The sequence below is a fragment of the Halomonas sp. KAO genome (assembly GCF_015595025.1).
Taxonomy (GTDB): Bacteria; Pseudomonadota; Gammaproteobacteria; order Pseudomonadales; family Halomonadaceae; genus Halomonas.
The window spans coordinates 1-463 of sequence record NZ_JADNRL010000020.1; the positions used below are offsets into that span (position 1 = coordinate 1).

The following is a 463-nucleotide window of genomic DNA, read 5'->3' on the forward strand; positions in this document are numbered from 1 at the left end:
TCGCTTGCGCTAACACCATCACTTAACCTTCCGGCACCGGGCAGGCGTCATACCCTATACGTCCGCTTACGCGTTTGCAGAGTACTGTGTTTTTAATAAACAGTTGCAGCCACCTGGTATCTTCGACCGCTTTCGGCTCCACCCGCGAGGGGTTTCACGTACCGGCGGCGTGCCTTCTCCCGAAGTTACGGCACCATTTTGCCTAGTTCCTTCACCCGAGTTCTCTCAAGCGCCTTAGGATTCTCACCCTGACCACCTGTGTCGGTTTGGGGTACGGTCCCACTGTATCTGAAGCTTAGAGGTTTTTCCTGGAAGCGTGGCATCAATGACTTCCGGACCGTGGTCCGTTCGTCTCGTCTCTCGGCCTTGGAGAACCGGATTTGCCTGATTCTCCAGCCTACCGACTTTCACCAGGACAACCAACGCCTGGCTCACCTAGCCTTCTCCGTCTCCCCATCGCAAT

Annotated in this window: 1 rRNA gene (cut by a window edge); it reads right to left on the minus strand. The window is 55.7% G+C overall.

What is annotated here, in order from left to right:
• Positions 1 to 463: ribosomal RNA gene (locus tag IOC61_RS10895) — 23S ribosomal RNA — on the minus strand; its annotated part runs 1,195 nt beyond the window's last position; the annotation flags it as partial.